Origin of the sequence: Altibacter lentus (assembly GCF_000746845.1) — a bacterium.
Lineage (GTDB): Bacteria > Bacteroidota > Bacteroidia > Flavobacteriales > Flavobacteriaceae > Altibacter > Altibacter lentus.
This window is the reverse complement of sequence record NZ_KN050846.1, coordinates 3,076,251-3,101,704: the sequence shown is the minus strand read 5'-3', so window position 1 is coordinate 3,101,704 and position 25,454 is coordinate 3,076,251. Positions and strand designations below refer to the sequence as shown.

Here is a 25,454-nt window from a genome sequence, read left to right as displayed (position 1 = left end):
TTATGAAAGTCGATAAAAAGACACGAACGGAAGTATTTAAAGTCTATGACACTTGGTTGCACGCCTATCTCAATGGAGATGTTGCTACCTATGACTCTTATTTTGAAGATGACTTTCATTTTATTGGCTCTACCAACAATGAAGAATTTTTAAACCGAAAAGACACCACACAGTTCTTTGCCGATACAGCAGACCAATTAGCAGGAAAATGCGATTTAAGAAACGAAACCAAGATCATGGAACAGTGCGAAGGCCTTGTTTTTATAACACATCTGTTCGATGCCTGGTTCAAGAATGGAAACGATTGGGCGTATTACGGACGATTCCGTTGTACAAACGCTCTAAAAGAGAACAATGAAGGCTGGCGTTTTATCTATCAACATTTCTCAACAACCGATTCAAAAACCGATGAAGGGGAAACCATTGGGTTCGATAAAGTAAATGCAGAAAACCAGGAGTTGCGTGAGGCCATTCAAAGACGCACAGTAGAACTGGAAGAAAAAAACCGTGAACTTGAAATTGAAGCTGCTCTGGAACGTGTTCGAAGTCGGGCCATGGCCATGCACAAAAGCGATGAACTTCTGGAAGCTGGCGCATTGCTCTACAAAGAACTCAACCAGCTTGGTGTGAAGAATCTCACCACAGGCTATACGCTGTTTGACGATAAAGTAAAAACTGGGTACAGCTATGGCGTGAACCCAGCCGATGGCACCATAAGGCATCAAGCTGTGGGCATGCCCCATAACGAGACCAAGATCATGAAGGCCATTGCAAAAAGCTGGAAAAAACAGGAACCCCTTTTCGTAATGGAATTGAATGAGGAGGAAACTATTAAGCACCAAACCTATATAGCCGAACATAGTACAAATTTTCCGCTTTCCGCCAAACAATTACTGGCCATTTCCCCAAAAGAGTTAAAGATTCATGCCTTCAATTTTAAACAAGGGTATTTGTTGATTGTAGGGGACACATTGCTCACTTCCGAACAACAGGAAATGGTCACCCGTTTCGCCAAGGTCTTTGAAATGACCTACCAACGTTTCCTCGACCTTCAAAAAGCCGAAATACAGGCACGGGAAGCAAACATTGAAGCAGCCTTGGAGCGCATTAGATCCAATGCTTTGGCGATGAAGGAGTCCTCGGACCTTTTGGATATTGTGGTCACACTCCGTACCGAATTTATAAAATTAGGACACGAAGCACATTATTTCTGGCACATGATGTGGCTCCCGAACAAATATGAAAAAGCCATGACCTCCGGCGACGGGACCCGTATTGGGTTTGTAATGGAACTGCCCAGAAAGATACACGCAGAGATTCCCCTTATTGCCAAATGGGAAAAAAGTAAAGACCCTATTGCCATTTACACCATGGATGTGGATGCCGCCATAGACTATGTGGATAAAATGATTGGTTGGAGCGATTTTCAAAATATAGACCCACGGGCCCCAACCCATGATGATATTAAGCATATTGGTGGGTTGACCTTTATTATGGCCCGCACCACCCACGGGGAAATTGGGTACAGTTTGCCGGGAGTGGTTAAAAATCCGCCCGAAGAAGATTTGGAAATTTTACAACGTTTCGCTGGAGCTTTCGATTTGGCCCACCGCAGATTTTTGGACCTTAAACAAGCGGAGGCACAAGCAAGGGAAGCCCAAATAGAGACTGCTTTGGAAAGGGTTCGTGCCAAAAGCATGGGAATGCAGAAAAGTGAGGATCTTTGGGAGGTTGCAGAACTGCTTTTCGAACAAGTCAAATACTTAGGGATCGATACCTGGTCCTGCGGAGTTAGCCTCTGGTATGATGACGACAGCTATTTTATGGGTTACAACCCGGGGCCAGACGGAAAAATAGGGGCACCTATGCCCATCCCCCTTACAGAAGATATATTCTTTACTACGATCCGTGATGCAAAAAGACGTGGTGAGGATTTTCTGGTGTTTGAATCCGCGGGTAAATCGCTAGAAGAAACCTATCGTTATATGGATACGCTACCTATCGTGGGCGAAGTGATGCGTGGCATCGTCAAAGCCGGATTTGACTTACCTGAATTTCAGGTTACCCATTGCGGTTTTTTCTCCCATGGGCATCTAATGTTCATTACCCTTGAGCACAAACCGGAAGCTATTGACATTTTTAAGCGCTTTACCAAAGTTTTTGAGCAAACCTACACCCGTTTCCTCGACCTTCAAAAAGCTGAAAAACAAGCTCGCGAAGCTCAAATTGAAGCTGCGCTGGAACGAACACGTACTCAAAGTATGCTCATGCAACATTCAGACCAACTGGATGCTACCTCAAAAGTATTTCACGAGCAATTGCAATTGCTGGGCATAGATACAGAATTTTCTTATGTGTGGCTGCCGGACGAGGCTAAAAATGAACATCAATTTTGGGTCGCCTGGAATTCAGAAAAAAAAGAAAGCTCATTAATCCAAAGCAAGGCAATTGTCTATCCGCTAGATAAAACTGAGCCATATACGGCTGCTTGTTTTGAAGATTGGGAGAGTGGCGCTTCTGTGTACATACATCACATTGAGCCTAAAGAAGTAAAAACTTTTTTTACTGCTTGGGAAGAACTGCTAAAAGATGCTAAAAATTTAAGCCCAGAATATTTCCTTAACGGACTCTATTATGCCGAGGCCTTCATGAAATACGGTTGTTTTGGCATAAACATAAAACGCCCTATCACTAACGAAGAAAAGCAAATACTACAACGGTTCAGCATCGAATTTGAACGCACCTACACCCGTTTCCTAGACCTTCAAAAAGCCGAGGCACAGGCAAGGGAAGCCCAAATTGAAGCTGCTTTGGAAAAAATACGTTCCCGTTCCCTGGCAATGACCAAACCAGATGAGTTACAGGAAGTGGTATCTGTTGTAGCCGAAAAATTGAAAGAATTAGGGGTGATATATGATGCCGGCGGTGTGATCCTTTGTACTTACTTCCCAGACAATAAAGATGTAATGCATTGGATTGCCGCTCCAGACTTTACTTATTCAGGCAATTATCTTGTACCCTATTTTAAAAATCCAATTTTTGATGATGCGTGGGAATCCAAGCTCCGAGGTGATGCTTATTTTTCAAAGGAATTTTCGGTAGAAGATAAAAATGCTTTTTTTAAATATGCCTTTGAACACAGTGATTATAGACACTTCCCAGATGAATTTAAACAACATGCGCTTCAGGCCGTCAAGCATACACTCACTGCAGCTTGGCAAAAAAATTCGGCCATCATTATCCCGTCTTTTTCAGGGGATAGGCCGTCTGAAAGTGAAGCCGATATCTTAAAACGTTTTTCCAAAGTCTTTGAACAGGCCTACATCCGGTTTCTGGACTTACAAAAAGCAGAGGAACTCACCAAGAAATCCAAGATAGAAGTGGCTTTGGAACGGGTAAGGGCAAGGGCATTGGCTATGCAGCAACCAGAAGAACTGAAAGAGGTAGCCCAGGTTTTACGTGCCGAAATGGGCTTGCTGGGCATCGAAGAACTCGAAACATCCAGTATTTATATCAATGACAAGGAAACCAATAAGACCGAATGCTGGTATGCCATAAAGGATCTGCGTTCTAAAAAGAAAAAGTTGGTGACCGATCATTTTAAACTCAATTTAAATGATACTTGGGTGGGAAAACAAATGCTTCAGTTTTACGATTCCAAAAACGAAGACACAAGCATCGTGATGACCGGTAAAAACAGGGTGGAATGGATTAGGTATTGCGAGGAACACTCAGCTCCCTTCCGTGGCCACTATGGCAAGATAATACCGGACAGAACGTACCATCTTTTCAAATTTTCTGATGGGGCTATTGGTGTGGCGACTCCGGGTGATATTTCTGAAGAAAACTGGGAACTTTTAAAAAGAGTAGCTGGGGTTTTCTCTTTGGCCTATTCCCGTTTCAAGGATTTAACTCAGGCACGTGTTGACTTACTAAAACTAAAAGACGAAAAGAAAAAAGCCGAGGATGCCCTTTCTGAATTGCAACTTACCCAAAAACAACTCATCCAAAGTGAAAAAATGGCATCACTGGGAGAACTTACGGCCGGGATCGCCCATGAAATCCAGAATCCGCTCAATTTTGTAAACAATTTTTCTGAAGTGAGTCAAGAGCTTATCGATGAACTCAAAGAGGAACTGGAAAACGGAAATATGGACGAAGTAAAAGAAATTTTGAACGATGTGATCCAGAACCTTGAAAAAATAAATCATCACGGCAAGCGTGCCGATGGTATTGTAAAAGGAATGCTGCAGCACAGTAGAAAAAGTTCTGCCGAAAAAGAACCCACAAATATTAACAAACTGGCAGACGAGTATTTACGATTGGCGTATCATGGACTTAGAGCAAAAGATAAATCGTTCAATGCAACCTTGGTAACAGATTTTGACGAAAGCATAGGAATGGTCCCTGTAATTCCGCAAGATATGGGCCGGGTCATCCTTAATCTTATTACTAATGCCTTTTATGCCGTAAGTGAAAGAAAAAAGGCTTCGGAAGAAAATCATTTTGAACCAACGGTTTCAGTTTCTACCAAAAAAGAAAAAGATAAAGTTATAATATCTGTACAAGACAACGGCAACGGCGTCCCAACCCCTGTGTTGGACAAAATATTTCAGCCTTTTTTTACCACCAAACCCACCGGAGAAGGAACGGGACTGGGCTTAAGTATGAGTTACGATATAGTCACAAAGGGCCATAGTGGAGAGTTGAAAGTGAAAACTAAAGAAAACAAGGGAACAGAATTTAAAATAATAATACCGATCACTAAAAATTGAACTTATGAAAATATTGGTAGTAGACGACGAAAAGGATGTTAAGGACCTTTTTTTACAAAGATTTCGTAAGGAAATACGCAAAGGGGAAGTAGAGTTTATGTTTGCATTTTCAGGGGAAGAAGCCTTGCAAACTTTAGACAATATACAGCAAGAGGCCGTATTGATTTTAAGCGATATCAATATGCCCGGGATGAGCGGATTGGAATTGCTTGAAAAAATCAAAAAAGATTACCTAAAACCACCTCCTGTAGTAATGATGATAACTGCTTATGGGGATGAGGAAAATTACAACACGGCCAAAAGATTGGGGGCGGACGATTTCCTCACCAAACCCGTGGACTTTAAATTATTAAAGGATAAATTACTAAACAGTTAGTTATGGCAAAAATATTAGTAGTAGACGATGAAGCAGATCTGGAAACGCTCATTAAACAGAAGTTCAGAAAACAAATTCGCGAAAAGGAATACGAATTTTTATTCGCCATAAATGGCGTGGATGCTTTAGAAAAAATTGACGGTGAACCCGATGTGGATATTGTCTTGAGCGACATAAATATGCCGGAAATGGACGGACTTACCCTCTTGAGCAAACTTACAGAACTAAGGCCACTACTTAAATCGGTTATTGTTTCGGCTTATGGCGATATGGAAAACATTAGAACAGCCATGAACAGAGGGGCCTTTGACTTTATTACAAAACCCATAAATTTTGAGGATTTGACACTTACCATGGAAAAAACAATAAAGCATACAAAACACATCAAGGAAACGCTCCAAGCCATAAAAGAGAACAATATACTTAAGATGTATGTAGATGAAAACGTACTTAATTTTATGGGGAGCCGCGAATACGAATCTACATTAATGGCTAATGAAACCATTGAAGCAACAGTGATGTTCATCGATTTATGTGGTTTTACCAAAATTAGCGAAACCGCCCCTGCGGATACCGTGGTCAATATGATCAATACCTACTTTGATGTGATGGTAAAGGAAATTATGGAACAGAAGGGCTTTATAGATAAGTTTATTGGCGATGCCATCATGGCTGTCTTTAGGGGTGACTATCATTTGGACAGAGCAATAGATGCGGCGTTGGGAGTAAGAAACAAGATAAAGGAACTACCTAAAATTAAAGATCTGCAGAATTTTGAACCCAAAGTTTCCATTGGCATAAAAAGCGGTGATATGATTTCAGGAAATATTGGTTCTGCCAGCCTTAAGCGATTGGACTATACCGTAATTGGTGACACGGTGAATACAGCAGCCAGGCTTCAGGATGCTGCCAAGGAGAACCAGATTGTAATAAGCGAAAATTGCTATGATACCGTCAAAGAAGCCTTTAAGTGCAAAAAAATTGGCAGTATCAACATGAAGAACAAGGCCGAACCCTTAATGGTTTACGAAGTACTTGAGTAAATTCTTAATTCTCCACATAAAAACCAATAATTATGGAAGATCCCGAAAAACCAAAAACACCTAATAAAAATTCTCAAGCCCCTGTAAAGAATGAGCATCTTGCTGATCTTGTAGACCATTATTGGGGAAGCATCAACTATGTAACGAGCCTTATTAAGGCCTCCGAATTGAAAGCCGGACTTATTCTTTCATTTTATGGAATCCTTTTGAATTTTATTTATCAAGGCACCGGTACCATTTTGGCAAATGTGTCCAATGATACCATATTTTATGTTTTGTTGGGCCTCTGGGTCTTTTGTACGGCAACGTCGGTCTATTACTGTATACGGTGCTTTATACCCAAAATTGAAGGTAATTATGATAAAAACATGTTCTTTTTTGGAGATGTTATTTCGAAATATGGTGGCATCAAGGAGTTTTCAAAAACATTTTATAAGGTAAGTAGTAATGAAGTCCAGTTATTCGAACAATTAGGGGAACAGATTTTTATCATTTCAAAAATTGCGGCGTGGAAGTTTCGAAATGTAAAACGAGCTATTAGGTTTTTGGCCATCGGACTCGCACTCCTGTTTGTTACAGCCGTGTATTATGCTGTATTGATATTTACCTAGATTGATTCATCTATGATAAAATTCTTTAGACATATACGCCAACGTCTTATTGGAGAAAACCGTTTCAGTAAATATTTGCTCTACGCCATTGGCGAAATAATCCTCGTAGTAATAGGTATTCTCATTGCGCTTCAGATTAATAATTGGAATGAAGAAAGAAAAGACAATACATTTGAAAAGGAGGTCCTTTCGCAAATTCAAGAAAACCTCGTACAGGATCGCAAAAATCTTTTAGATATAAAAATATGGCACCAAAGAGCTTTTGACGCATCGGAAAAGCTTGTAAATGATAGTATTAGAAATAATAATTTGGACAGCCTTCCTTATTGGTTAGGAGAGGTTGTGCATTTCAGCAGGTTTCAGTCCCTTACCAATTCCTACGAAGTATTGAAATCTGCTGGTCTTCAAATTGTAAAGGACAAGGAATTAAGGAAAAACTTAGGGGTTTATTACGATGACAAAGTAAACCACATAAATAAAGCGTTGGGCGATATTGAGTATGCTTTCAATAACCAGTGGCTACCCCTTATGGAAGCTCACGCCACAAATTTTGAATTTAAGAAAATACTTGAAGTCGGGGATATGAAGCGCTTTTTTTCGGAAACAGATGCGTGGAGGTTACTGATGTTAAACCGTGATAACATTGGAGCTTCCATAGGCAATCTCGAAGATACCATCGACTCGATTGATCGGGTGTTATCCCTTATGCCTAAAAATTTAAAAAATCCTGAATGATTAAATTCTTCCGACATATCCGTCAACGTCTTATTGGTGAAAATCGCTTCAGCAAATACTTACTTTACGCCATTGGTGAGATCATCCTCGTGGTTATCGGGATTTTAATCGCGTTGCAGATTAACAATTGGAATGAAGCCCGAAAAAACACTAAAACAGAAAACGAATACTATTGCAGATTACTCGAGGATTTTGAGCTTGACCGTAATAATATTAAGAGACTATCTGACGAATCAGACTATAAAATCAAAAAGAGCAAAGCACTACTTTTAGACTTACCTAAAAAAGAAAAATCCAAAGAATATCTTATAGACAATTATATTCAAGCGTTGCGAACCAATGCTTTTGTGCCAAGTAAAGTAACGATTTTAGATATTACCTCTTCGGGCAAGCTTAACCTTATAAAGAATGACTCCATTAAAAAAATTCTTATTCGGTATTATGCTGAATTGGACAACTTAGTTTACCAACTGGATTTAAATAGAAACCATAGTATAGAAAGGGCGTTTGATTACGAAGATGATAATCAAGTAGGATTTCAATACGCAGATTACGCCAAAGCCTCTTTAGGAAATGAAGTGATGGCTACCCTGCCTATAAATAACTGGCAATTAGATGAAAACTCGAAGGTCTATAAGCAGTTCCAGAACGACCTTGTTTTTTTTGTACTGATGAGTAATAGAGAAAAACAACATTTTCAGAAAATATTAAACGAAATGCAACCTGTATACAAACAGCTTCAAAAACTATGTAAGTAAATGATCAAATTCTTCCGCCATATTCGCCAATCCCTGATAAACCAGAACAGAACCAAAAAATATTTGCTCTACGCCATTGGTGAGATCATCCTTGTAGTTATTGGTATTTTGATCGCGTTACAGATTAATAATTGGAATGAGAATAAAAAAAATGATCAACAAGAGCAACTTATACTAACGCAGTTATTGGCAGAATATGAAAGTAATTTGCAGCAAATAGAAAGTAAAATTAGCCTTAGAAATGATGTTATTAAATCGTGTATTTCACTTCTAAATTATATTCATAAACGTCCTCAAAATATCACAACAGATAGTATAGATTATCATCTTTCTCGTGCGACTATGAGACCTACCTTTGATCCTCAGTTAGGTGTAAGTAATGAGTTGATAAATGCCGGCAAACTATATTTAATAGATAACACAACTTTACGAAACAGAATATCTTCATATTCGAGTTTTTTAAAAGAACTCAATGAAGAAGAGTTGAACATTTTTAGGTTTACTGAAGAAGAATTTTACGCTTTTTTAATTGACCAATATCAAATAGGTGGCTTTACTACTCAATTTTTATTTGATGAAGAACTAAGGTCTAGATTCACGATAGGTGAAAGTCTTAGTGATTTTTCAGAGTTAAAAAATTTAGTACCAAAGGCTAATTTCGAAAATCTTTTAAACCACCCTAACTTCGAAGATCACATCACTCGCTTACTTGGAATGACACCCTACACTAACGAACAGTCCATTGGGGTTAGAAATAAAACCCAAGAAATAATAGATTTAATTAATTCGGAAACAGCTAAAAACCAATGATTAAATTCTTTAGACATATCCGTAAACGTCTTATTGGTGAAAATCGCTTCAGCAAATACTTACTTTACGCCATTGGTGAGATCATCCTTGTAGTCATTGGGATTCTCATTGCATTGCAGATTAATAATTGGAAAGAAAATCAAAAATTACGTGATCAAGAAATTACATATCTAAACAATTTAAAGGGTGATTTAGAAACTCAAATAAATATGTTGGATGTTTATATTGATTATGAAAATATCATAATCGACCATTCAAATGATATTATAGAACATTACGAATTGAATGAAGGTTTTGATAGTATGGATAGTATTTTCCCAAAATTGAATGATTTAACAACGCGTTGGACTTTTTCTAATGCAAATACGACGCTTTTACAGATGTTAAATTCTAATCAAATTAATATCATTCAAAATATAGGTTTAAAAGACGAGCTCATAGCTTTTAATCAACAAATTGACTTGTTTGCCAAAAACACAAATATCAATAACACCAACCTTGTAGATAATTTAACAACTGGAACTTTTGTTGAAATTGGCGGGTTTGCTTCTTATGGGAATTCTGCCAGAATAGTTCAAAAATTTAATGATTTTTATCCTTTCAAAAATAAAATAGTTAACGATAATGAGCTTAAAGCGATAGTAATTCAAATCATAAACGAACCCAAAAACAAACTAGAGATTATGAACAAAGTTTCGTATAGGAACACGATATCTAGTTTGCAAAAGTCAGGAAACGAAGCTTTAAGAGTGAGAACAGAACAAATCTTAAAGATGGTTAAAAATGAAATTGATTTAAGAAACTAAAATGATAAAATTCTTTAGACATATTTGTGAAAATCTCCCCTCCCGAGAGGAGAAACGTAAATGTTATGATTAAATTCTTCCGCCATATAAGAAAGCGCCTCATTTCTGAAAGTAAATTCAGCAAATACTTACTCTACGCCATTGGTGAGATCATCCTTGTTGTTATCGGGATACTAATCGCGTTGCAGATCAACAATTGGAATGAGGCACGCAAAGAAAGAAACAGAGAAATTAATTATCTCCAAAACGTAAGGGCAGATTTGACCAAAGAGGTTGAAAATAACAAATCCTTTGCCTCCTACCGCTTTAGCAAAGCGCAAGCGTGCTCCACTCTATTAAATGGGATTACACCTGCTTCCATACAGGATGTTGAGGAATATACCAACCGCTATGAGCAGGTTTTTATATGGAATACCTTCCAGCCAAATAACAATACGTTCAAAGAGTTGTTAAGCTCCGGGAATATGAGTTTGATTACAAACGATTCCATTAAAAATGCATTGTTGGAACTTGACAAACGATATGCAGAAATCGCTACGGGAGAAGAACACATGCGAAGGGAATTTGAAGCGTATTTGTATGATACACACGTAGAAAACATAGCTGCACTTGGATTCTTTGATCTTAAAAAACCTGCATACGGATTTCCGGCTAGGTTAAGGATAGAAGATATTCCAAGGTCACAGCACGATAAACTAATTGAAGATGCCCGGTGGCAACACAATAACGAGGTCTTTAAAAACGGGCTCCGCTTGGCTCTAATGAACAACAGTTTCTTGGCTGGAATTCATAAAGATCTAATAGTCTTTATCGAAACAATCATTGGATTAATCGAAACAGAAATAGCCGAATGATCAGATTCTTTGAAAAATCACACCAAAATCTAAATATCGTAAACTTCGTGAAACAGTTTACAACCTTAATGTACAAGCCCATTCACTACTTCATCAATGAGCGTATTTCTGTGGTTGTTGTGCTCTTGATTTTAACTACTATTGGCTGTACAAAAAAGAACCGTTTGCCCGACCCTTTGGCTGCAGGATGGAAAGACCAAGCTGTATGTGAATTGCTTCAGGAAAACGACCATCTAAGGGTATTACGCTGTACCTTTGCCCCAGGTGTGGGGCACGAAAAACACTATCATGCCCCTCACATAGGCTATACAATAGCCGGAAGCCGCTTCAGGATAACAGATACAACAGGAAGCAGAGAAGTGGACGTTCCTACCGGATATCATTTTGACAACGAATATATCGAGTGGCATGAGGTTTTGAACATTGGAGACAGTACGGCGGTCTTTCTAATTATAGAATCGAAATAAGTAATTTTCAATTATCCCTTACCTATCATAATAGCATTTGTAAAAATTCAAATCGACCCTTTTATAATTAAATAGTTATTTTTAAAGAAGAAAGACCCTTCACACAGACAATGTCATGAATAAGATCGCACTATTTCTATTTTTTATAGTAACCCTCACTGCCCACTCACAAGATTGGGAATTTGAAAAACCAAATTATAAAGAGATCGAGAAAAATATTCAGGATGCAGACTCGCCTCTTTTCTATAAAACGCTCATGGATCGTTTTCAAAATGCCGATTCTACTTTAACTCTTCAAGAAAAAAGGCATCTCTATTACGGTTTTAGTTTTAGCGACCGTTATTCGCCATATGGACATTCTAAAAGCATGGACAGTCTTATGGTGATTCTTCAGAAGGATAGCTTATCCGGACAAGAATTGGATCGAGTCATCGGTCTATCAGACTCTTTGTTAGCCGAAAATCCATTCAATGTAAGAGCCATGAACTACAAGCTGTTTGCATTTGAGCAAAAAATGGAAAAAGCGAATTTCGAAAAGACCTATGTAAGAATGAGTACGGTCTTCGATGCGCTGCTCAGTTCGGGAAATGGGGTAAGCAAAGAGGAAGCATTTTACGTGATCTATACAAGCCATGAATACGATCTGCTCAACCTGCTCGGATTTCAATTTGGAGGTATGCAACAACTTATTGAGCACTACGATTATCTTACCGTTGCCAAAAATGAAGCGGGAATCGAGGGCTTCTATTTTGATGTAAGTCCGTGTTTAAATGCCATGTCCAAAATGTTTGGTGAGTAAAAAGAAATTATTTTAACAGGAAAATTATTTTTAGATGACAGCTATCGTGAGAACACATTCTGAAAATGACGATTTCATTTCATTAGTGCGTGAATTGGATAGTTATCTAGCCATCACCGATGGAGACGAGCATGCCTTCTATGACCAATACAACAAACTGGACAGTATCAAACATGTACTGGTAGCGTACGAACACAGAAAACCAGTGGGATGTGGCGCCATAAAACACTTTGATCATGAAACTGTCGAAGTAAAACGCATGTATACGATTCCGGCGGCACGGGGCAAAGGAATCGCCGGTGCGGTATTAAAAGAACTGGAAGATTGGGCACGTGAGTTGGGATATACACGCTGTATACTGGAAACAGGGAAACGCCAGGTGGAAGCTGTTTTGCTGTACCGCAAGAAGGGATATGTTCCCATCGCAAATTACGGGCAATACAAGGGGCAAGAGAACAGTTTGTGTTTCGAGAAACAATTGGACTAAATTCACTCTGCCAAAAGCGCATCGATGGCGGCATGCACCTTAGAAGCGTTCCAGTTGGCAGCGCCTTCTTTCCGCATTACTATGTTTCCTTCTTTTGAAATGAGTATGGTAGTAGGCAATGAACGTGTTTGTAATGCTTCGGGCGGTGATGAATTTGTTATATACACGGGCAGTTTGTAGCCTTTTTTCTGAAGGAATTGGGTCACTACCGGAATTTCTTCATCGGTTACAAAATAGAAATCTACACGATCCCCGTAGCGGTCGTATAGCTGCTGAAGGGAGGGCATTTCAGCAATACAGGGCGGACACCAGGTTGCCCAGAAATTGATTAAAACCACAGAACCTTCAGAAACCGAAAAATCGATCTCTTCCGCAGACAATGATCGTAAAGACCATTTATAATCGTTTAACGTTATTCGATCTTCCGAAGCTATTTCAGAAGGACTCCAGGCGATCAATCGCTGTACGAACACTTGTATAGGAACACGCGTTTGTGGTAGTACAAGTAAGGCTATTGCAACCAAAAATAGGAGGTTACTCCAGTGTTTCTTTAAAAACTTCATAGCGTTAAATAAAAAACTCCCGCAGTTGCGGGAGTGATAGTATAGAAATTTGAACTATTTGGCATTCTGCTTTTTGATCAGGTTTAATGCCGAACCTTCACGGTACCATTTTATCTGTGCTTCGTTATACGTATGGTTCGTTTTAATGGTATCGGTACTGCCATCGGCATGAACGATCTCGATGGTGAGAGGCTTCCCTTCAGAAAAATCGGAAATATCGACAAAGTTGAACGTGTCATCTTCCTGGATCTTATCATAGTCGGCTTCGTTCACAAATGTAAGCGCAAGCATCCCTTGTTTTTTAAGATTGGTCTCGTGAATTCGTGCAAAAGATTTCACCAATACAGCTGCCACACCTAAAAATCGGGGTTGCATTGCTGCATGCTCCCGTGAAGAACCTTCCCCATAATTGTGATCACCCACGACTATGGTCTTGATCCCTTTGGCCTTATATTCTCGTTGCACATCGGGCACACCCCCGTATTCGCCATTTAACTGACTCTTTACAAAATTTGTTTTCTTATTGAAAGCGTTTACGGCGCCGATTAGGGTATTGTTCGAAATATTATCTAGGTGTCCTCTAAATCGCAACCAGGGACCTGCCATCGAAATATGATCGGTCGTACACTTCCCAAATGCCTTTATTAAAAGTTTTACCCCCTGAAGATCACTATCTTTAATAGGCTCAAAAGGTTCAAGTAACTCTAAACGTTCGGATGTTGGACTTACCTTCACATCGATCTTGCTTCCATCTTCAACCGGTTCTAGATAACCGGCATCTTCCACTTCAAAACCTTTGGGTGGCAACTCGATGCCTCGAGGTTCATCCAGTTTTACTTCCTGCCCGTCCTCATTCAAAAGGGTATCATTCATAGGATCAAAATCAAGTCGTCCCGAGATGGCTATGGCTGCGACCATTTCCGGAGATCCCACAAACGCGTGCGTATTTGGGTTTCCATCTGCCCTTTTTGAAAAGTTTCGGTTAAAGGAGTGTACAATAGTGTTTTTTTCATCGCCTTTCAAATCACTTCGATCCCACTGCCCGATACAAGGTCCGCAGGCGTTGGTGAAAATAGTTGCTCCTAAATTCTCAAACACTTGCAGCAAGCCGTCACGTTCTGCTGTATAGCGAATCTGTTCAGACCCGGGATTGATCCCGAAGTCACTTTTAGGTTTCAATTTCTTATCGATGGCTTGTTGTGCAATAGAGGCGGCACGTGTAAGGTCTTCATAGGAAGAATTGGTACACGAACCAATCAAGCCCCAGTCTACCTTAATAGGCCAATCGTTCTTTCGGGCTTTCTCGCCGAGTTGTCCTACCGGAGTGGCAAGATCCGGTGTAAAAGGTCCATTAAGATGGGGTCGCAATTCAGATAAATTGATCTCGATCACCTGATCGAAATAAGCTTCCGGATTTTCGTAAACTTCAGGATCTCCGGTTAGGTACGATCTTAGTTTATTGGCCTCGTCTGCTATTTCAGAACGATCGGTAGCCCGAAGAAAACGTTCCATGGAGTCGTCATATCCAAAAGTGGAGGTGGTCGCGCCAATTTCGGCGCCCATATTACAGATAGTTCCTTTTCCGGTACACGACAAGTTACGTGCTCCCGGTCCGAAATATTCTAAAATAGCACCGGTCCCTCCTTTTACAGTAAGAATTCCGGCTACTTTCAAGATCACATCCTTAGAAGCCGTCCAACCGCTCAGTTCCCCCGTTAATTTAACTCCTATAAGTTTAGGAAATTTTAATTCCCAGGGCATCCCTGCCATAACATCTACCGCATCGGCACCCCCTACTCCTACAGCCACCATACCCAATCCGCCGGCATTCACCGTATGAGAATCGGTTCCTATCATCATTCCTCCCGGAAAAGCATAATTCTCAAGTACCACTTGGTGAATGATCCCTGCTCCGGGTCGCCAGAATCCAATACCATATTTATTGGAAACCGATTCCAAAAAGTCAAAAACCTCATTACTGGTCTCATTAGCTCGTTTTAGATCGGCTGCGGCACCTTGTTTGGCTTGAATCAAGTGATCACAATGTACCGTTGTTGGCACAGCGACCTTTTGTTTTCCGGCCTGCATGAATTGCAGCAACGCCATTTGAGCGGTAGCATCCTGACAAGCGATTCGGTCGGGTGCAAAATCGACATAATCCTTCCCTCTCCTGAACGCCTTGGTAGGCATTCCATCCCAAAGGTGATTGTAGAGAATCTTTTCTGAAAGTGTTAGTGGTTCTCCAACGATCTCTCTTGCTTTGTCTACGCGTTCTTTCATTTGGGCGTAAACATTTTTTATCATGTCAATATCAAAGGCCATAGTATACTTTAATTTTTTTTGAAGTGTAGCAAAAGTACAAAAATTAGAGATTATTTAAAAATATTTAATGAAAGCTTGTTATCACTGCATATAATTTATGATATATGTAAAATATATGTGAATTATTAAGCATATAATATTTTTTTATTGTGATAATTATGAAAATAATAATTTATTATCTTCGGAAATATTGAGTGATACCGGGTCGATCACGCAGATCCATCATGGGCTTCTCATAAAAACGATATAATAGAGAGGATAAAATTATCGTAATGCCAAAATAGACCATTACATAGAGTGCCTTGGCTTCCCGACCAAGCCCATCAATAGAAATTAGGTTTCGCATGATCTGTAAAATGATGGAGTAGTGAAGTAAATACATACTGTACGAGATTATGCTTATAAACGTCACGCTTTTACACCACCATCCACGGCTCTGTTTCCATTGAGAGAGATAAGGAAGCATAAAGGCCATAGCAAGTGAGCCAATAGGAAGGTAGAGCACATTCCATACAAAAGGATGCGTCTCATAACCAAGTTGAAAAAAAGCGATACAAAACAACATACCACAAAAAAGAACCATCCCGCTTAAAGCCAACACCCTTTTGTATTTTTTCCAAAGCAAGGGGCGTGTGATGGACACATAGGCGGCCAACACTCCAATGTAGATGGAATCGATACGGTAAAGGACAACGGCCTTTAGTTGGGTATTCCATTGATCCGGTGTTGTGGAACCCGTATTAAAATGATATACGAGTTTGGTGCTCATAAAAAAAGTAATGATGAGTAAGGTTACGTAAAGAAAGCGTGTAGTCTTTGCTATTTTAAGTGGTAGTGCCACGGAAAGATACAACAGAAACGGCCCGATGATATAGGCAAACTCTTCAATAGGTAAACTCCAGGACTCTGTGAAAAAAAGTCCCATTCCTGAGCTAAAATTCTGCAAAAAGAAAAAATAGGAAAACAAGGATTCGGGCAAGGATCTCCCCAAATATAATACCAGTAAAATATTAACCAGTAGAACAAGGTAATAATTTGGCAACGTTCGGAACCATCGTCTTACCAAAAAATATTTCAGTTGGTCCAGATGAAATGTTTCCGAAGTGAAGATCTTAAACAGAATGCGCCCAATAAGGAATCCACTTAGCACAAAGAACAGTTCCACGCCACTCACAGCCATAATTTTAAGCAATGGAACCAGACCGCCTCGGGCTTCCGGATAGATCCAGAGGGCATGACCCAGCACTACGCTAATAATTGCGATAGCGCGCATGAGATCCAATCCAAAAATTCGTTCGGAGTATGTTCGTGTCATCACTTTAGGGTAGCTTTCCTAAAGCGAAGGTAATGATTTGAAGTAAGTAGGCGTTCTAAAAAAGAGCTGTAATTATCTCTTCGATGGTGAGGCCTTCGGCTTCGGCCTTGTAGTTTTTTATAAGTCGGTGACGTAATATTCCTACGGCTACTTTCTGCACGTCTTCAATATCCGGTGAGAACTTTCCGTGTAAAGCAGCGTTCGCCTTGGCACCCAATATAAGATTTTGTGAGGCTCTGGGTCCGGCTCCCCAATCGATGTAATTCTTTACCTGCGCAGGTGCCGCCTGACTCTTAGGTCTGGTTTTTCCTACTAAAGTCACAGCGTATTCCACGACATTATCGGCGACCGGTATCCTTCGGATGAGCTGCTGGTATTGAATGATCTCTTCCGCAGAGAACAAAGGGTTGACCTTGGTCGTTTCCCCCGAAGTCGTTGTCTTTACTACTTCTACTTCTTCAGCAAAAGACGGGTAATCCAGATTCACGGCAAACATGAAACGGTCCAACTGCGCTTCAGGCAGCGGATAGGTTCCCTCCTGCTCTATAGGGTTTTGGGTAGCCAATACAAAATAAGGTAGATCCAGCTTATAATGATGTCCGGCCACAGTAACAGCGCGTTCCTGCATTGCTTCTAAGAGTGCCGCCTGAGTCTTTGGCGGGGTTCGGTTAATCTCATCGGCCAGGATAATGTTGGCAAAGATTGGTCCTTTAATAAATTTGAACTCTCTGTTTTGATCCAGTATCTCAGACCCCAGAATATCACTGGGCATAAGGTCCGGAGTAAACTGGATACGCTTGAATTTGAGACCCAATGCTTCGGCTACTGTATTGACCAATAAGGTTTTTGCCAGGCCGGGAACACCAATAAGCAGGGCATGACCGCCGGAGAAAATAGACAGCAGTACTTGTTCAACCACTTCATCCTGACCTACGATCACTTTTTTGATCTCTTGTCGTAAAGCCGAATATTTTTGTACTAATTGTTCTACTGCTGTTACGTCTGACATGCGCTACTACTTATTTTTTTAACCAATTACTTGAGAATTCACAATTCATGTAATCTTCGTTCACATGAATATAGGTCTCCTTAATTTTTTTGTCCTGCCATTCTCCAATTGCCTCGATCTGTTTTTCTTTAAGGGCGAGCTCCTTTATTTTTTCATAATCTTTCACATAATCTGCGGTATGCTCGTCATATTTATCGGTGACCATTAAAAGTTTAAAGCTGCTCTTTCCTGTGTAATCGCGGTCTGTAAACACTTTTGACACCTCATCTTCCTTTAGGTTATACACCTGTGCACTAAGCGTAGGGTCCATTTTTGTGAGATCGAAACGTGTATCTCCGGTTACGGGATTTACTAATTGTCCTCCGTTAAAACGTGTTTCTTTTTCATCGGAATATTGTCGTGCGGCATCTGCAAAGGTAATAGCGCCACTTACAATCTGGGTACGGATAGAATCGATCTTTGCACGAGCTTCATCGATAGTTGTTTGAGATACCTCCGGAAATAAAATCACATGACGAACGTCCACCTCTTGTCCGCGTATCTTTTCTACATACAAAATGTGATAGCCAAACTCGGTTTCGAAAGGTTCACTAACTTCCCCTTCAAGCAAAGAGAATGCTTGGTCCTTGAATTCTTTGGCAAGCGGAGAATTTCTGGTAATGCCTCCAATTAACCCACCTTTGGCAGCACTTCCGTCTTTAGAATACAACACGGCTTTGGTGGCAAAACTTGCTCCGTTATCCACTACATCTGCCCGCATCTCATTTAATCTGTCGATGACGTCCTGTTTGGCCTTTGCGGTAATTTCCGGTTCGATGACGATCTGTGCAACTTCCACCTCGGCACTAAAGACAGGGCGGTCTTCCTGAGGAATGGAATAGAAAAAATTTCGCACTTCTTCCGGGGTAACCTCCACTTTCTCTACAATGGTGCGTTGCATTTCGCTTGCCAGTTTCAAGGTCTTATTCACTTCAAAAAGTTCGGCGCGCAGATCGGCGAGATTATCCTTTCGGTAATAGGCTGCAACCTTTTCTTCACTACCCAGTTCACTAATCATGTATTGCAGTTGTTGCTCGATCTTTTGGTTGATCTCTGCATCAGGCACTAAGATACTGTCCTGTTTTGCATGGTGTGCATAGAGTTTGTCTTCCAGCAACTTTCCGAAGAGCTGACATCGCGTGATCCCATCTGTAGTGATCCCTTGTGCTTCCAATTCCAGATAACTCTTATCGATATCACTATCCAGTACAATATACTCACCCACCACAGCGCTCACACCTTCGGCTTTGAACCGTTTAAACAGCTGAATCGTATCTTTTTCAACCTGAGCTACCAAATCTGCATCGTTACTTTTAGCGACCCCTGTACTGTCCACAGTTACTACTTCCTGTGCGTTAACACCGAAAACAACTAACATCAACAGCATGCACAACCGGCTATTGTTCTTGATAGATTTCAAAATTTTTGTTTTTAATAGCATCATTAATAATATCTTTTTCTAGTTTTTTGATGAGTTCCAGCTTTCGCTTGTTAAGAATGATCTGTTTGATGGTAGGCCGAACGTAGGAAAGCGGTGCGATATCGTTCGTAGTAAGAACATCTTGAATTTTCACCAAATATACTCCTAATGAATCTTGTAATTGTGTAAAATTAGATTTTTTTAACAATTGGTCATTTTGACCCCCCAAGGCAGGTATTTCCTCCAGCAATGACTTCTTTTTCACCCATATGGAGTCATTGAAATTGAACTTTTTAAACTGAATACTGATCTCATTAAGTTCTCTTTGGTCCTTTTCGTTAAAGCGATCCAATTTTTGGCGTGCCGATGAAAGATTCGTATAGTTTTCTGCTACATGAATATAACGAACCTTCAGCAGTTCATCATTCAACTTGAAGTTCTCCTTATTCAACGCATAAAAATCCATGTACTCGGTTTCAGAAACCGTACTGTCCAGTTGCTTGGTGACAATAGCGTTCTTGTATGCCTCTGTAAAAAGTTCGTTCTTATATTCTTGCACCAGTTTGTTGTAGGTGTCCAGTTGATCCTGTGGCAGATTGATGGCGGCTTTATTCAGTAAAAGTTGCTGTCTCGCCCACCGATTGATATAGTTGGAGACGATAAGAGTACTGTCTTCTTTTGAAGTAGATTCTGAAACAAGTTGTTGAATATCTTCTTGGTATAGATAATTGTCGTTCACCCTAGCGATAGGTGTACGCGGTGTCTCCTGCTGAAAATATTCGCAGGACATCAGCACCATCGCACACATGAATATACCAACAACCTTTCCCATTAAGATTCCAGCTCTTTTGTTACTTTTTTCAACACTTTTTTGTTCACTTCCACCTTGTATTTTGAACGCAACGACTGCATCCAGTTTTCTTCAACATAATTCTGGTAGTCACTCAACACCTTGCCTCGTACTTCTTCTAAGGTCTTTGGCCCCGGAGGCAGGATCTTATCTACTTTTACCAGCACATACGACTCCCCAATTCGATACGTCTTGGAAACGCCGGTACGCACCTCAAAATCCTCGGGAAGATCGGCATCTCCAATTTCAAAAATGCCCGATGTAACGATCACGTTGATCTTCTCTTGTGTGTTCAATTTCGATTTGATCTCTTCGCTACTGCTGCCCTGCTCTAATAACTGAAGGGCACTCTTAGCTGCCTCACTGTTGGTCGCCGAAACGATCGTCCCTTCCACTCGCTGTCCCCATTGGTATTTATTACGTACCGAAGCAAAATAGGTCTCTAATCCGGTAGAGTCCTTCTTTGCTTTGTTCCACACGTTCTTGTTCATCACATCGAAAATAAGAAGTCCGTCACGATATTCTGAGATCACTGCGGCATAATCGTCATTCTCATCTTCCAACCGGTCGCGAAAATATGCTTTCAATTCGGCGGTTTCAAATTCGTCGTACATCACCTCTATTAAATTATCAAGAGTTTTAAAAGGCCTAAGTTCCCGTTGTCTTTTTACAATATAGTCTGCAAATGTGCGGTAATCTACCTCACGATCTCCCACGATAAAGATCACCTTGTTCTTTGAGGGTTCTAGCGTATCGTAAGTCCAACGTCGCTTTAAAGCATTCTCATCAAGGAATTCTTTAAAAAACGCTGTAGGATCATTCTTCATCTGAAAGCCATACTTCTCCTTTATCTTTTTATTGATCTGATTCGTGATCTTTTTAGAACGAGGCATGTCTGTTACTTTCTGAACAAGTCCATCCTTCATTTCTTCGTAGGTTAGGATAGGATGAACCTCATCCAAACGAATGATATGCCAGCCAAAATCTGTTTTAATTGGTTCTGAAATATCGCCTACATTTTCCAGGGCGTAGGCTGCATCTTCAAATGCAGTGGACCGAAGATCTCCTTTTCCAAACTTATTGAGTTTTCCTCCTTGCTTCCCTGAATTCTTGTCGTCTGAGAACTGCTTCGCCAAACTTTCAAAAGACTCTCCTTGTTGTAACAATTGATAGATTTCTTGAATGCGTTCTTTCGGGTTGAAGGTGCGCGTAGCATCTTCTTTGTCGGACACCATGATATGCGATGTTGTGATCTCCGGAGAACGCTTTCTCTTGTCGTGGACCTTTATGATATGATACCCGTATTGGGTACGTACCACGTCGGATATACCCCCCACAGCCGTGTTATAGGCTGCTGTTTCAAATGGGTACACCAGTGAAAACACCGAAAAATAACCTAATCTCCCTCCTGAATCCTTTGCCGCAGGTTCTTCGGAAGTTTCCTTCGCTAATGCTTCAAAATCTTCCCCGTTCATAGCGCGTTCCCGAATCTTTAAGATCTTGTTATAGGCAGCAAGCGTATCTTGGGGAACATCATCCAGGCCGGACAATACCAGAATGTGGCTGGCATCAACGTCTTCCAGGCTTCGGTTATATGCTTCCAAGGCGAGATCGTCCACAAACTTGTCCTCATACAGATAGTTTCTGGAGAATTGCTCTTGATATTTAGCGTATTCGGAACGATATCCTTCCTTTTCATGTAATTTTTGATCATAGGCTTCGGCAACCTTCAGTTTATAATCAATAAATAAATCCAAATAGCTCTCTACGTTCTTTTGCGACTCATCCTGGACCAGGTCCAGATTTTTCTTGTAAACACGTTTAAATTCCGAAGTATAGACAGGAACATCATCTATGGTTAGAAGTACTTCTTTTTTCTCTTGAGCGAACAGAGAAATGCTACACAAAAGCACAAAAAACAGGGATCCTAATTTTGTATTCATTTTTACATTCTATTTTTTTAAACTAATCTGGCAAAAATAACAAAAAGCAAGCGTTACGCAAGTCTGATTACAGGAACGTTTTTACATGGATTATAGTGCTTTCATGTTAACAGAAATTATACCAAAAAATGTAACTTGCAAGACAACTAAACGATCTAATCATGAAATACAGCAGTGAAATCATCATCAATCTGCCTCGGGAAGAGGTCATTGAGAAACTGGACAATGCAGAAAATATGAAACATTGGCAACGCGGACTTGTAGCCTATAAAATGCTCAACGGCACACCGGGTACCGAAGGAGCTACCATGGAGCTGCAATACAAAATGGGGAAACGCGATATGGTCCTTATAGAAACCATCCTAAAAAACCGGTTCCCCGAGGAATTCCATGCAACGTACGATGCCAAAGGGGTACATAACATCCAAAAAAACTATTTTAAAAAGATCGACGACCACACCACCAAATGGATCTCGGAAACTGAATTTGAATTTCAGGGTTTCGCCATGAAGCTCATGGGTTGGCTTATGCCGGGAGCCTTTAAAAAACAATCTATGAAGTACCTTACCGACTTTAAGAATTTTGCCGAAAATGGTACCTCTGTACAAGAACTGAAATGACAGCGCGCGTCAAACTTATTTGGGATTTTCGCGGCCCAAACGCACACCCGATTGCTGTACATCACGCCAAACATTTAGACGAATTCGCCGGTGCCGAAGGGATCCCCAATGCGCAAACAGGAATCGAAACCTTAAGCAATATGCACACCATCGCATTTCTAATCGTGCCCTGGGAACTTATGGAATCATTGCGCAGCAGGCTAAAACCCAATCGCGGACAAAAGGTGACTGAAACATGAATGCTTTTTTTAAAACACTGTTCGAATACAATCACAGTTGCAACCGCAACGTGATCACACTGCTTCTGGAATCTCCAAACGCCTATTCTAACAGAGCACAGACGCTGCTTAGCCATACAATCAATGCACACCACATTTGGAACAGCCGTATCCTAGCTTCGGTACCAACCTACGGTGTCTGGCATCTTTTTGAACTCCATGAACTTCACATTCTAAATGATACCCTCAAGGCCGAAAGTCTTTCGATACTTTCAAAGCATCCACTTGACAACATGGTTTCTTATACCAACACAAAGGGAGCCTCTTTTAGCAATAGCACTCAAGACATACTATACCATATTGTTAATCATAGCACCTATCATCGCGGACAGCTTATGAGCGAACTGAAGCTACAGGGCGTGTCCCCGATTGCTACCGACTATATTTTTTATAGACGAACGAATACACCCTTGTTGTAACAAGCTGTTAAAAAGTAAGTCTTTAGCAAAATTTTTAGTAGTATTGCAACCCAATAAAAATAGTATGATATGAAATTCTTCAAGTTATTTCTTTTATTCATTTGTGTAAGCGGCTTTGCACAATCTAAAGTAGGCACTATTGATGTTGATTTTATCTTGTCCAAGATGCCGGAACTACCTTCCGTACAGAAGCAAGTAGAAGAATACGCCAAGGGTCTGGATGCCGATTTCGAGAAAAAGATGGCTGAATATAACGCCTTGGTAGATACATACCAACAGGAAGAAGCTATGTATACCCTGCTTCAGAAGCAGGAAAAACAAAAAGAGATCGTAGCCATGGAAGACGATCTGGAAAAATTTCAGAAGAACGGGAGTCAGTTGATCGTGATCAGACAAGACGAATTACTTCGCCCGTTGTATAAGAAAATAGGCACAGCCATGGAGACCGTAGCCGAAGCCGGAAAATATACCCAAATACTTCAAATGAATGAAAATGTGGTGTATATTGATAAGAATTTTGACCTCACCGTTGCTGTACTTAACGAGCTGGGCATCACGCTGCCCGAGGAAAAGAAGTAGTTTTATTGTTTAAGCACTTTTATTGTAACACCTCCTGTTCCATTATCCAACTTTAATAAATGATTTCCAGCGGCGATCCCTGTAAAATCTAGGCCCTGCTTATGCTCTCCTGCCTCTTTCCCTTCGGAAGAGAGAAAAGTACGTATCAACTTTCCGGAGACATCGTATAATGTGATTGAGATCGTTTCAGCTTGAGAAAGGGTATATTCTAAGGTAGTTTCCGAAACAATTGGGTTGGGATAGATAAGCGCGGCGGTTTCAGAAATTGAGAAATCGATTGTTCCTAAGACCAATTCAGGTAGGTATCTTACCAAAACATAACCTCCAACGCCATTAGATACTTGACCGCCTAGAATAATTTTTCCATCCGCTTGTAATCTTGCATCTTGCGTAAAATTTTTAAATCCGTCAATATCTGTAGAAACTATACCATTATTTCCTGCTGACGTATCAATATCACCGTTACTTAAGAAACGAACCAAAACGTAATCAGCACTGTTCGTATCATAGCTGGTGCCAACGATTACAATTTTATTATCATCTTGCACTAAAATCTTAGAGGTTCTTTCTGTTTTTCCATTTAGATCTTTAACCACTACACCATTATTACCAAATTTTGTATCCAAAGTACCGTTAGACAATAATTTAATTATTCCGAAGTCATGATCATTTCCATTGGAAATACTTCCACCGACTAATATTTTATTATCTGGTAAGATAGCAATCGAATAAGCAACGTTATCACCAAAACCGTGATCGTAGCTAAATTTACCATTGGTTCCAAAGGAGTTATCTAGAATACCATTGGAGAGTAACCTAGCTATTGCAACATTATAAATATTTTCATTTCGTGCGATTCCTGCTACTAATATCTTACCATCATTTTGTAACGCAACATCTACAGCAGAATCACTATTCCCAAAAAAATCTATAGTAGAATTGCCACCGACACCAAAAGAACTGTCTAGGCTTCCATTTTCTAAGAATCTTGCTAACACAAATTCCCCAGTATTTTGGGCTCCTGAATTGACTCGCCCTACAACTAGAATCTTATTGTCAGGTTGTACAATTACATCATTTGCAAAAGCACCATTAAAACCAAGTGTTGTTTCAATTATGCCATCTGTTGAAAATTCACTATCTAACATACCCAATTCAGTATGTCTAGTTATAAAAATTTTTTCAATTAGCTCTGAAGATTCTTCATCTAAACTACGACCTACCGAAATAATTTTACCATCGTTTTGAAGACAAATACCTCCTACTATGCTCTCAATATCCCCCGTTTGAGTAAATGAGTGACCGCTATCTGCAAATGTCAAATCAATCGAGCCGTCATTATTAAACTGGGAAACAGTGTTATAAAACATTGAACCATCATAAAATAAACCAGCAGCTATAATTTTTTCATTTGATCTAATTTCCAGTGCAAATAACCCCCCCGACCTACCATCAATTATTTCCCATGCGATCCCATCCTCCCCAAACGTAGGATCCAAGGCGCCTTGTTGACTGAACCCTTGGAGAATGGCTCCTAGCCAAAATAGTGCCGTAACTAACTTGTGAAAATTCATAA

At 40.2% G+C, this 25,454-nt stretch carries 24 protein-coding genes; 16 read left to right on the top strand and 8 right to left on the bottom strand.

Translation table 11 applies throughout. From position 1 onward, the window contains the following. Nucleotides 1–2: 2 nt before the first annotated feature. From JS40_RS15315 to JS40_RS14410, 12 genes are all read left to right on the top strand, one after another. Complete coding sequence (locus JS40_RS15315; RefSeq protein ID WP_084677519.1) at nucleotides 3–4,775, top strand: ATP-binding protein; 4,773 nt, start codon at nucleotides 3–5, stop codon at nucleotides 4,773–4,775. A gap of 4 nt (nucleotides 4,776–4,779) precedes the next feature. After that, nucleotides 4,780–5,151 (top strand): response regulator, encoded by a 372-nt coding sequence (locus tag JS40_RS14460; protein WP_034261722.1) that lies wholly within the window; start codon nucleotides 4,780–4,782, stop codon nucleotides 5,149–5,151. Between the two features lie 2 nt (nucleotides 5,152–5,153). Continuing rightward, complete coding sequence (locus tag JS40_RS14455; RefSeq protein ID WP_034261720.1) at nucleotides 5,154–6,194, top strand: adenylate/guanylate cyclase domain-containing response regulator; 1,041 nt, start codon at nucleotides 5,154–5,156, stop codon at nucleotides 6,192–6,194. Between the two features lie 32 nt (nucleotides 6,195–6,226). After that, complete coding sequence (locus JS40_RS14450) at nucleotides 6,227–6,805, top strand: Pycsar system effector family protein (RefSeq protein WP_034261717.1); 579 nt, start codon at nucleotides 6,227–6,229, stop codon at nucleotides 6,803–6,805. A gap of 12 nt (nucleotides 6,806–6,817) precedes the next feature. Next, entirely contained in the window at nucleotides 6,818–7,540 is a 723-nt protein-coding gene (locus JS40_RS14970) for a DUF6090 family protein (protein WP_051957641.1), read from the top strand. Further along, nucleotides 7,537–8,298, top strand: coding sequence for a DUF6090 family protein (locus tag JS40_RS14965; protein ID WP_051957640.1), 762 nt, complete (start codon nucleotides 7,537–7,539; stop codon nucleotides 8,296–8,298). The genes JS40_RS14970 and JS40_RS14965 overlap by 4 nt, the downstream gene beginning before the upstream one ends. After that, a complete protein-coding gene (locus tag JS40_RS14960; protein ID WP_051957639.1) occupies nucleotides 8,299–9,108 on the top strand; it encodes a DUF6090 family protein in 810 nt (269 codons plus the stop codon). After that, nucleotides 9,105–9,914 (top strand): DUF6090 family protein, encoded by an 810-nt coding sequence (locus JS40_RS14955; RefSeq protein ID WP_051957637.1) that lies wholly within the window; start codon nucleotides 9,105–9,107, stop codon nucleotides 9,912–9,914. Before JS40_RS14960 ends, JS40_RS14955 begins: the two co-directional genes overlap by 4 nt. A 65-nt stretch (nucleotides 9,915–9,979) precedes the next feature. Beyond that, a complete protein-coding gene (locus tag JS40_RS14950) occupies nucleotides 9,980–10,768 on the top strand; it encodes a DUF6090 family protein (RefSeq protein WP_152558198.1) in 789 nt (262 codons plus the stop codon). Continuing rightward, nucleotides 10,765–11,235: a cupin domain-containing protein gene (locus JS40_RS14420; RefSeq protein WP_233273969.1), complete on the top strand. Its 471-nt coding sequence runs from the start codon at nucleotides 10,765–10,767 to the stop codon at nucleotides 11,233–11,235. Before JS40_RS14950 ends, JS40_RS14420 begins: the two co-directional genes overlap by 4 nt. Before the next feature lie 115 nt (nucleotides 11,236–11,350). Then, complete coding sequence (locus tag JS40_RS14415; RefSeq protein WP_034261714.1) at nucleotides 11,351–12,034, top strand: DUF4919 domain-containing protein; 684 nt, start codon at nucleotides 11,351–11,353, stop codon at nucleotides 12,032–12,034. A gap of 34 nt (nucleotides 12,035–12,068) precedes the next feature. After that, entirely contained in the window at nucleotides 12,069–12,521 is a 453-nt protein-coding gene (locus tag JS40_RS14410; RefSeq protein WP_034261712.1) for a GNAT family N-acetyltransferase, read from the top strand. A gap of 2 nt (nucleotides 12,522–12,523) precedes the next feature. On the opposite strand, the gene JS40_RS14405 is transcribed toward JS40_RS14410, so the two are convergent. From JS40_RS14405 to JS40_RS14375, 7 genes are all read right to left on the bottom strand, one after another. After that, nucleotides 12,524–13,084 carry a TlpA family protein disulfide reductase gene (locus JS40_RS14405; RefSeq protein ID WP_034261709.1) on the bottom strand — a complete coding sequence of 187 codons (561 nt, stop codon included), beginning with the start codon at nucleotides 13,082–13,084 and terminating at the stop codon, nucleotides 12,524–12,526. Nucleotides 13,085–13,138: 54 nt separating this feature from the next. Continuing rightward, complete coding sequence (locus JS40_RS14400) at nucleotides 13,139–15,406, bottom strand: aconitate hydratase (RefSeq protein WP_034261707.1); 2,268 nt, start codon at nucleotides 15,404–15,406, stop codon at nucleotides 13,139–13,141. 175 nt (nucleotides 15,407–15,581) lie between these two features. Further along, nucleotides 15,582–16,721, bottom strand: a complete 1,140-nt coding sequence (locus tag JS40_RS14945; protein ID WP_084677518.1) for an acyltransferase family protein — start codon at nucleotides 16,719–16,721, stop codon at nucleotides 15,582–15,584. 55 nt (nucleotides 16,722–16,776) lie between these two features. Beyond that, nucleotides 16,777–17,730, bottom strand: coding sequence for an AAA family ATPase (locus JS40_RS14390; RefSeq protein ID WP_034261704.1), 954 nt, complete (start codon nucleotides 17,728–17,730; stop codon nucleotides 16,777–16,779). Between the two features lie 10 nt (nucleotides 17,731–17,740). After that, nucleotides 17,741–19,210, bottom strand: coding sequence for a peptidylprolyl isomerase (locus tag JS40_RS14385; RefSeq protein ID WP_034261701.1), 1,470 nt, complete (start codon nucleotides 19,208–19,210; stop codon nucleotides 17,741–17,743). Continuing rightward, on the bottom strand, nucleotides 19,167–20,021 hold the full coding sequence (locus tag JS40_RS14380; RefSeq protein WP_034261698.1) for a hypothetical protein: 855 nt from the start codon (nucleotides 20,019–20,021) through the stop codon (nucleotides 19,167–19,169). Before JS40_RS14380 ends, JS40_RS14385 begins: the two co-directional genes overlap by 44 nt. Continuing rightward, the gene (locus tag JS40_RS14375; RefSeq protein ID WP_034261695.1) at nucleotides 20,021–21,982 is read right to left on the bottom strand and encodes a peptidylprolyl isomerase; all 1,962 of its coding nucleotides are present in this window, start codon (nucleotides 21,980–21,982) and stop codon (nucleotides 20,021–20,023) included. Before JS40_RS14375 ends, JS40_RS14380 begins: the two co-directional genes overlap by 1 nt. 161 nt (nucleotides 21,983–22,143) lie before the next feature. Here JS40_RS14375 and JS40_RS14370 point away from each other — a divergent pair, with 161 nt between their 5' ends. The 4 genes from JS40_RS14370 (at nucleotide 22,144) to JS40_RS14355 (ending at nucleotide 23,878) form a co-directional block, all read left to right on the top strand. Beyond that, a complete protein-coding gene (locus JS40_RS14370; protein WP_034261693.1) occupies nucleotides 22,144–22,602 on the top strand; it encodes an SRPBCC family protein in 459 nt (152 codons plus the stop codon). Further along, nucleotides 22,599–22,841 (top strand): hypothetical protein, encoded by a 243-nt coding sequence (locus tag JS40_RS14365; RefSeq protein ID WP_034261690.1) that lies wholly within the window; start codon nucleotides 22,599–22,601, stop codon nucleotides 22,839–22,841. The genes JS40_RS14370 and JS40_RS14365 overlap by 4 nt, the downstream gene beginning before the upstream one ends. Further along, entirely contained in the window at nucleotides 22,838–23,299 is a 462-nt protein-coding gene (locus tag JS40_RS14360; RefSeq protein WP_034261687.1) for a DinB family protein, read from the top strand. The genes JS40_RS14365 and JS40_RS14360 overlap by 4 nt, the downstream gene beginning before the upstream one ends. 69 nt (nucleotides 23,300–23,368) lie before the next feature. Then, nucleotides 23,369–23,878, top strand: a complete 510-nt coding sequence (locus tag JS40_RS14355) for an OmpH/Skp family outer membrane protein (protein ID WP_034261686.1) — start codon at nucleotides 23,369–23,371, stop codon at nucleotides 23,876–23,878. A gap of 2 nt (nucleotides 23,879–23,880) precedes the next feature. On the opposite strand, the gene JS40_RS14350 is transcribed toward JS40_RS14355, so the two are convergent. Then, on the bottom strand, nucleotides 23,881–25,452 hold the full coding sequence (locus JS40_RS14350) for a T9SS type A sorting domain-containing protein (RefSeq protein WP_034261684.1): 1,572 nt from the start codon (nucleotides 25,450–25,452) through the stop codon (nucleotides 23,881–23,883). Nucleotides 25,453–25,454: the final 2 nt, after the last annotated feature.